At 63.8% G+C, this 7,712-nt stretch carries 6 protein-coding genes; 3 read left to right on the forward strand and 3 right to left on the reverse strand.

The window, feature by feature from the left end; all coding sequences use genetic code 11:
* The coding region (locus KDH09_16085) for a hypothetical protein (protein ID MCB0221219.1) at positions 1–1,712 on the forward strand (1,712 nt) is incomplete at its 5' end.
* Here the strand turns inward: KDH09_16085 and KDH09_16090 are convergent.
* The 3 genes from KDH09_16090 to KDH09_16100 are packed head-to-tail and all read right to left on the reverse strand — an operon-like array spanning position 1,709 to position 5,142.
* Complete coding sequence (locus KDH09_16090) at positions 1,709–3,199, reverse strand: FAD-dependent oxidoreductase (GenBank protein ID MCB0221220.1); 1,491 nt, start codon at positions 3,197–3,199, stop codon at positions 1,709–1,711. The genes KDH09_16085 and KDH09_16090 overlap by 4 nt on opposite strands.
* A gap of 39 nt (positions 3,200–3,238) precedes the next feature.
* On the reverse strand, positions 3,239–4,399 hold the full coding sequence (locus tag KDH09_16095) for an LLM class flavin-dependent oxidoreductase (protein ID MCB0221221.1): 1,161 nt from the start codon (positions 4,397–4,399) through the stop codon (positions 3,239–3,241).
* A gap of 29 nt (positions 4,400–4,428) precedes the next feature.
* Positions 4,429–5,142 carry a TetR/AcrR family transcriptional regulator gene (locus KDH09_16100; protein ID MCB0221222.1) on the reverse strand — a complete coding sequence of 238 codons (714 nt, stop codon included), beginning with the start codon at positions 5,140–5,142 and terminating at the stop codon, positions 4,429–4,431.
* A 110-nt stretch (positions 5,143–5,252) separates the two neighbouring features.
* Here KDH09_16100 and KDH09_16105 point away from each other — a divergent pair, with 110 nt between their 5' ends.
* Positions 5,253–6,272, forward strand: a complete 1,020-nt coding sequence (locus KDH09_16105) for a zinc-binding dehydrogenase (GenBank protein ID MCB0221223.1) — start codon at positions 5,253–5,255, stop codon at positions 6,270–6,272.
* 146 nt (positions 6,273–6,418) lie between these two features.
* Positions 6,419–7,384 (forward strand): alpha/beta hydrolase, encoded by a 966-nt coding sequence (locus KDH09_16110; GenBank protein ID MCB0221224.1) that lies wholly within the window; start codon positions 6,419–6,421, stop codon positions 7,382–7,384.
* The last annotated feature ends 328 nt before the right edge of the window (positions 7,385–7,712 follow it).

The following is a 7,712-nucleotide window of genomic DNA, read 5'->3' on the forward strand; positions in this document are numbered from 1 at the left end:
AAGGCTGGGTCCCCGAAATGAATACGCCCATCGATCCGCGCTGGCCGATGTATTCCAACGGCAACATCTCCGAAGTGCTGCCCGGCGCAATCACCCCGCTCTCGTGGAGCTTCGTGGGACCGGTCATCGAGCACTCCTTCCGCGCGCAGATCCTGAGCTTCGGTGCCATGCCTGATCCGGGGCCCGAGCACCGCGTGCTGGGCTTTTTCTATCACCGCCCCTACATCTGCATCTCCTACCTGGCCGAGGCCGCCGGCAAGACGCCGGGCTTGAGCCCGGACACGATCTACGAGGAATTTGTCGGCAAGCCCGAGGCCCACACGCCGGGCTTTACCCTCTCGGATCTCTCACCGCGCGGGCTGCGGATTCTTGGCCGCGTGCTCGCCACGGTGGGCTCGCGCCTGCGCACGCTCACAAAGGATGCGCAGAAAGTGACGGCCCTCGTTCATGCTGAAAAGCGAGAATCCTCGGCCGACAAGCTTGCCGCGCTCACAGACGCGCAGCTCATCGACCCTCTCGAATTCGGCGAGCACCTCGTCGCCCCCTCGGTTACCCACATCTGGGCCTCCACCGTCGGCGTCACCACTTTCTCGATCCTGCGCAAGCTCACCGAGCAGTGGCTCGACGACGAGGGCGGCGCGCTGGCCGCTTCGCTGGTAACCGGCATCGGCGAGCTGCCCAGCGCGAACCCGGCGTTCGGCATCTACGAGCTGGCCGAGGTTGTAAAGGGCGACAAGCGCGTGCGCGCGCTCTTTGAGAGCACGCCCGACAACGCGGCGCTGTTTGAAAAGCTCGAGACCGCCGAGGGCGAGGGATTCACCCGCCTTCGCGTTCGTCTGGAAGACTTTCTCGACCAGCACGGTCACCGCGCGGTCTGCGAGGCGGAGTTTCGCAACCCCTGCTGGCGTGAAGATCCCACGCAGGTCCTTGCCATGATCCGCAACTATCTCGGAGAGGCCGTCACGCCGCCCTCGGGCATCAAACAGCGCCAGGAAGAGGTGCGCACGAAAGCCGAAGCCGATGCCCTGCGCCGGCTCTCCTTTATGCAGCGCCCCATCTTCAAGCGCGTGCTGGCATCAGCGCGTCGATACATTGCACTTCGCGAGCAGCTCAAGGACGTCGTCGTCCTGCGCTCTGACTGGGCGCGCCGCCGCTATCACGAGCTGGCCGGGCGTCTCGAAACGCAGGGCAAGCTCGCCTCGCGCAATGACATCTTCTTTCTTGTCTGGAGCGAGGTCCGCGATCTTGTCCGTGGCGAGCTGAGCGCGGGCGATGCGGCCAAAATCATCGCTCGCCGCCGGCAGGACTTCGAGTGGTGCCACGATTTGCAGGTACCGAAAATTCAGGACGGCGCCCCGCGCACGGTGAGTCTGGAAGACTTCGATGCCGGCTCGCGCATCGAAGGGATCGGCGTGTGCCCCGGCCGCGTTGAGGGCATTGCCCGCGTGGTAATTGACCCGCGCCGGGATTGCCGCGTCGAGCCCGGCGAGATCCTCATCGCGCCGGTAACCGACGCGGGCTGGACACCGCTCTTCATCAATGCCGCCGGACTGGTGGTGGATGTGGGCGGGCTGCTCTCCCACGGCTCGGTGGTTGCCCGCGAGTACGGCCTTCCCGCCGTGGTGGGCGCCGCAGGCGCCACCCGCCGCATCAAGACCGGCGACCGCGTGCTGGTCGACGGCGCGGCCGGGACCGTTGTTATTCTCGATTAGGCCGCGCGCCGTAGGATTTCGAGCATCTGGTCGCGCTCGGGGCCGTTCACCTGCGGGGCGCGGTTTTCACGTTCCTGCCAGACCTTCATCACCCGTTTCATCAGCTCGGGATCTCCCTGCATGGTCTTGGGCAGAGCCAGCATGTTGTAGACCCGCATCCCGGCGCGAAAGACAACTGGATCGGTCCGCATCGCCACGCCCACCCCTTCGCTCATTACCGAACGCATGAACTCGTCGGGATCTACCTGGGTCGATTGCGGCTCGGCCTTGCGTTTCGCCTGCCGCTCGCGTGCAGCGCGGGTCTGCCGGTCGGTTTTGAGGGCATGCTGATACCAGGGGCCCAGCTCTTCCTCCACGCGACGCTCTAAATTGAGCGAAAGCTCACGCAGGTCCCCGCCACTGCCTGCAACGGCCTGCGCGAGAAGCTGCGCGTAGAGAAACGACTGCGTCACCCCGCGCCCGTAGGCCGGGTTGGTGTGCATCGCCGTATCGCCGACAGCGACAAAGCCCAGGACGATCGGCTCGCCCCTTTCATCGAGGAAGTACCGGCGCGTGTTCATCACCTGGCCGAATCCGCGCACGTCCGTGATGGGATCGGCGCGCCCTTCTTCGATCCAGGGTGCGAACAGGGGAATCGCCTTCACTGCCGCGTCGAAGCGCTCCGGCTTGACGAGTTGCTTGAACTCCGCGTCATCGCGCGGCGTGGCGAGCATGATCGAGAAGATCCCCGAATCGCCGCGCACCAGAAGCGCAGCCATGTAGCCGAGATCCACGGCGTTGAAACCCCGAGCGTCCGGCGGCTCTTCCATGCCGGGACGCATCTTGTAGAAGCGCGAACAGATGAAGTAGCCGCAATGCTCGCTCTCCTGCCGCGGCCGCGGGGCACCAGCGCCTTCAAGCCACTCGTCCAGGCCCGTTCGCCTGCCTGAGGCATCGACCACCAGGTCGGCGCGATGCTCTTCCTCGCTGCCGTCTTCGCGGCGAATCCGCACGCCGGTTACCCGTTTGAGGCCCGTCGCCGCGTCGTCCTCGGCAAGCAGGCCGACGCACGCGCAACCGGCTTCTACCGTGACCAGTGGATTTCGCTCCACATGACGACGCAAGACCCAGTCGAAGGTGATGCGCCGACAGGCGAGCATGCAGACTTCCTCGTCGCCCGGCTGCGGGGAGGTATCTTCAATGGTCGGGGGCCAGAGATCTGCCATCGAGGTGTCATAGGCGCCCTCGTCCAGCAGTTCCTGATACAAGCCCGGAAATTCGTTTTTCAGCAGGTTGCGAAGGCGCGCGATAAATCCATGGGAAGTGCGCACCTGGGGTGCCCCCTTGCGGTCCCAGTCCTCGAAGGCCTCCACTCGCGTGGTGGGAAGCGGCCCGCCGTCCTTTTCAAAGACGCGGACCCGATAACCCTGGTTTGAGAGCGCCAGCGCTGCGGCCAGCCCCGAGGCGCTGCCACCGATGACGATGATGTCTTCGATCTTCTTTGCCATGATCCACGCCTCCGACAGCGCAGTCGCTCAGGAAAACACTCAGGCGGCCGAGCCCTTTTTCTGCGCCTTTTCGGCGTGGTGCTTCTGCACTTCCTGGGCGATGGCCTGCCCGACCTGTCCAATGAACTTCGGGCGGTTCTGGCTGGCCCAGCCCATGGCTTCCTCGCGGGCGGTATTGCTGCCCTGAAAATGCGGGAAGACGTAGCGCGCGATCAGCTCGTAGCTGCGCTTGGTGTTCTCGAAGTCGGCCCAGTTGACGGCCATTTGGAGGAAGGTACCGAAACCGCCGGACTCTTCCTGGAGCTTTTCGAGCTGGGCAATCGCGTCCTCGGGGGTGCCGATGACGGCCAGCCCAGACTTGAGGAGTGCGTCGACGGCCTTGTCGGGATCTCCCGCGGGTGCGAGCGGCAGGGCGCCCACTTCCTGGAAATACTTCAGCCAGTTCTGGAGGCCGAACTTCACATCCTCGCGGGCCTTCTCTCGGGTCTCGGCCACGTACATCGGGCCCACCATGCGCCAGTCCTCGCGGTGCACCTGCTGACCGAACTCGGCAGCGCGCTCTTCGGCAATTTTCCAGTTGCTGGCCAGCGCGTTGTAACCGCCCTTGGTGGTGGCTCCGACCGAAAGCAGCGAGAGTCCGTATTTGCCCGCTGCGCGCGCGCCGGCGGGGGAGACCATGCTCGCCACGGCGATTTCCATTCCGCCGCGGGTGTAGGGCTTGAGCTGCAGGCGCGCTTCCTTGAGCTCGTACCAGTCGGTCTTCTCGGTCACCGTCTCGCCGCGCAACAGGCGAACGATGGCGCTGATGCCCTCGTCCATCATGTCGCGTTGTTTGAGGGTGTCGATCCCCATCATGAAGGCGTCGGAGGGAAGCGAGCCCGGACCGCAGCCGAGCATCACGCGCCCGCGCGTCTGGTGGTCGAGCTGCATCATGCGGTCGGCCAGCATGAGCGGGTGATGATACGGAAGCGAGGAAACGCCCGTGCCGAACTTGATGTGCCGGGTGCGCTCGCAGGCAGCGGCGATGAAAACTTCGGGGCTGGCGATGATTTCATAGCCCGCCGAGTGGTGCTCACCGATCCAGGCCTCATCAAAGCCCAGCTTGTCCAAGTGCTGGCACAGCTCGAAGTCGCGCTCGAGTGCGAGCGTAGGGTTTTCATCCACCGGATGAAAAGGCGCCAGGAAGATTCCAAATTTCATAACCGCTCCTTACGACGGAGGATGCGCGCTCAGCGCCCCGCCTTTTTCTTTCTTGTCGCTGGATTGACCAGCCCATCGAAAACCATGTTCATGAACTGATCTATGAAGGGCCCGATATCCGCGCCGGGCATTTTCTGGGCATGCACGGCGGCGATGGACGAGGCCGTCGCGAAAAAGCTCAGCGCGGCCAGCTCGGGCAGGACGTCCTTGCGCAACTCGCCGCTCTTCTGCCCGCGCCGGAAGATCTCGACATAGAGCTGGATAAATTCCTCGTTCTCCGGGCGCTCACCGATTTCGCTGATCGGACTGGCCAGCACCTCGCGCGTCATGGCTTCCATCACCTCGCGGCGCTCGCCCCAGCGTTCGAGCATCAGGTGCGTGACGCGCTCGAGGTCCTTGCGCGCGCTCTTTGAGGGCGTGGCGAGTTCGTCGCGCAACAGTTCTGTCAGGCGCGCGGTGCTCTCGAAGATCAGTGACGCCTTGGTCTTGAAATGCAGGAAGTAGGTCGCCTTTGCGATGTCGGCGGCTTCGCAGATTTCCTCGATGGTGACGTTGTCGAATCCCCGCTCGGTAAACAGATCCATCGCGCATTCATAGATGCGCTGGCGCGTGCGTTCCTTCTTGCGCGTGCGGCGCGAGACCGGCGCGGCCTTGGCGGACGCGGCCTTGGCGGACACGGCCTTGGCAGCGGCTTTCTTCGTCCGGCCCGTGCGGCCGGCGGAACTTGTCTGGGGCTGGGTCACTACACTTCTTCCTAAAACTAGACTTGAGTCTATTTCTGGAGTGGAGTATTGTCAACTGCGATCGCGGGGCCGAGCAATCCCTGCGCTCATCCCCAAAGGAGCCAGGAGTGATGAGAGCTGCCGTATTCGAGAAAATCGGTGTTCCCCTGAAAATCGAAGAACTGCCCGACCCCCAGATGGGGGAAAGCGAGCTTCTGATTCGCGTGAAGAGCTGCGGCGTGTGCGGCTCCGACATTCACGCCACCAGCGAGCCGCCGGGCCTGCCCAAGGGAACCATCCTGGGCCACGAGTTTGCCGGCGAAGTCGTCAAGGTCGGCCCCGCGGCCGTCGGCAACTGGAAAGAAGGCGACCGCGTGTGCGCCCTGCCCTACATCGGGTGCGGAAAATGCGAGGCCTGCCTTTCGGGAAGCGGGCACCGCTGCAAGAAGATCAAAGCCACCGGCTTTGGCCAGGTGGGCGGCGCCTACAGCGAGTACGCGCGCGTCGGTTCCTTCGAAGCACTGCGTCTTCCCGAGGGCGTGAGTTTCCAGGAAGGCGCGCTCGTCGAGCCGCTTTCGGTGGGGCTCCATGCCGTCAACAAGTCGCGCATGGAGCGCGGCGAGAATGTGCTGATCATCGGCGCCGGGCCCATCGGGCTCTCGGCAACGCTGTGGGCGCGTTTCTTCGGCGCCCGCCACGTGGTCGTCAGCGAAAAGAATCCCAAGCGCCTCGCACTTGCAGAGGAACTGGGCGCAACGGCAACCATCGACGCCTCCAAGGGAAGCGTCATCAGCCAGTTTGAAAAGGTCGCAGGCCGCGCCCCCGACATCATCTTCGAATGCGTCGGCGCGCCGGGAATGCTCCAGCAGTGCGTGGCCATGGCCCCCGCCGAGGGACGCATCGTCGTGCTCGGCGTGCACTCCAAGCCTGACCAGCTCTTCCCCATCATGGCGATCCTCAAGGAAGTTAACATCCAGTTCATCCTGGGATACACCCGGCAGGATTTCGAGTTCACCCTCGACATGATGGGCGCGCGCCGCATCGACGCGCGCGCCATGATTACCGAGAGCGTGGACCTCGACCGCCTGCCGGAGATGTTCGAACTGCTTCGCAAACCCACCGACCAGTGCAAGGTGCTGATCGAGCCCTGATTGACGCACAAGAAGTGGCCCGTTCGATCCTTCGACAAGCTCAGGACGAACGGGAAGCAGATGAAAGGTGAGTGAGTAGAATCCGTTCGTCCTGAGCTTGTCGAAGGACAAACACAATGGGTGCAATACTTCCGAAAGGATTGGAAATGAGCCAATTCCCCGATCCCAAGTTCGCCGAACTCGGCGACATTCGCATGGCCTACTACGAAGAAGGCGCCGAGGGTGCCCTGCCCGTCATCTTCAGCCACGGATTTCCCGAGCTCGCCTATTCCTGGCGCCACCAGCTCCCGGCCGTTGCGGCCGCCGGCTTTCGCGCGATCGCGCCCGACCAGCGCGGCTACGGTCTCACCGATGCCCCCGAAAAGACCGAGGACTACGACATCACCCACCTGACGGGCGACCTCGTCGCGCTGCTCGATCACCTGGGCGAGGAAAAGGCCGTTTTCGTCGGACACGACTGGGGCGGCATGGTGGTGTGGGCCATGGGGCAGCTTCACCCGGACCGCGTCGCGGGCGTCGTGGGCGTGAACACGCCGTTTCTGCCACGCGCGCCGATGAAGCCCATCGACATGATGCGCGCGGCATTCGGTGAGAGCCATTACATCGTGCACTTCCAGCAACCAGGTGATGCCGACCGGCGCCTTGCCGCCGACACGCGCCGCACGCTGAGCCAGCTCTACCGCAAGGGCGTGCCGCTCAAGCAGCTCATGGACGAGGCCAAGAAGACCGGCAAGCGCCCGAGCTTCAACCTCTGCGAGATCGTCGAGGGCGAGGACGCCCCCGGCGAGATGTGCGTCACCGCGGATGAACTCGATTTCTACGTGAAGATGTTCGAGAAGAGCGGCTTTACCGGCGGCATCAACTGGTATCGCAACATGAACCGCAACTGGGAGATCATGGAAAACGTGCCGCAGAAGGTGGACGCGCCCTCGCTCATGGTAACCGCCAGGAACGACGTCGCCCTGCCACCCTCACTGGCCAAGGGAATGGAGCGCTACGTGCCGGACCTCGAAACCCACATGATCGAGGACTGCGGCCACTGGACCCAGAGCGAGCAGCCCGCGCGCCTCAACGAGATACTGAGCACCTGGCTCAAGAAGCGATTCGGGTAGGCGGAAATCATCTCACGAATCGCATTGCCCGGATGCTGTTGTCCTGAGCACAGCGAAGGATCGATCAGCAGAACCCACGTGGGCAATGGAGTTCGCAACCTATATATGTCGCACTCCGCTTCCGCCTTCTGGGCAGCCCCTTTGCCTCAGCGGGGCCGCGCGCCTAAGTAGCAACCCATGATCAGCTTCTCGGTTTACAAACTCATCCATCTCATCGGCCTGTTCTCACTCTTCTTCGCCGCCGGGGTTCTCTACCGGCAGTTTCGCGAGGAGGGCGGCCCCGGCAGTCTCAAGAGCGCCGGCTACTTCGGCGGCGCGGGAATGTTCC

The sequence above is a fragment of the Chrysiogenia bacterium genome (genome assembly GCA_020434085.1).
In the GTDB taxonomy this organism is placed as follows: Bacteria; JAGRBM01; JAGRBM01; order JAGRBM01; family JAGRBM01; genus JAGRBM01.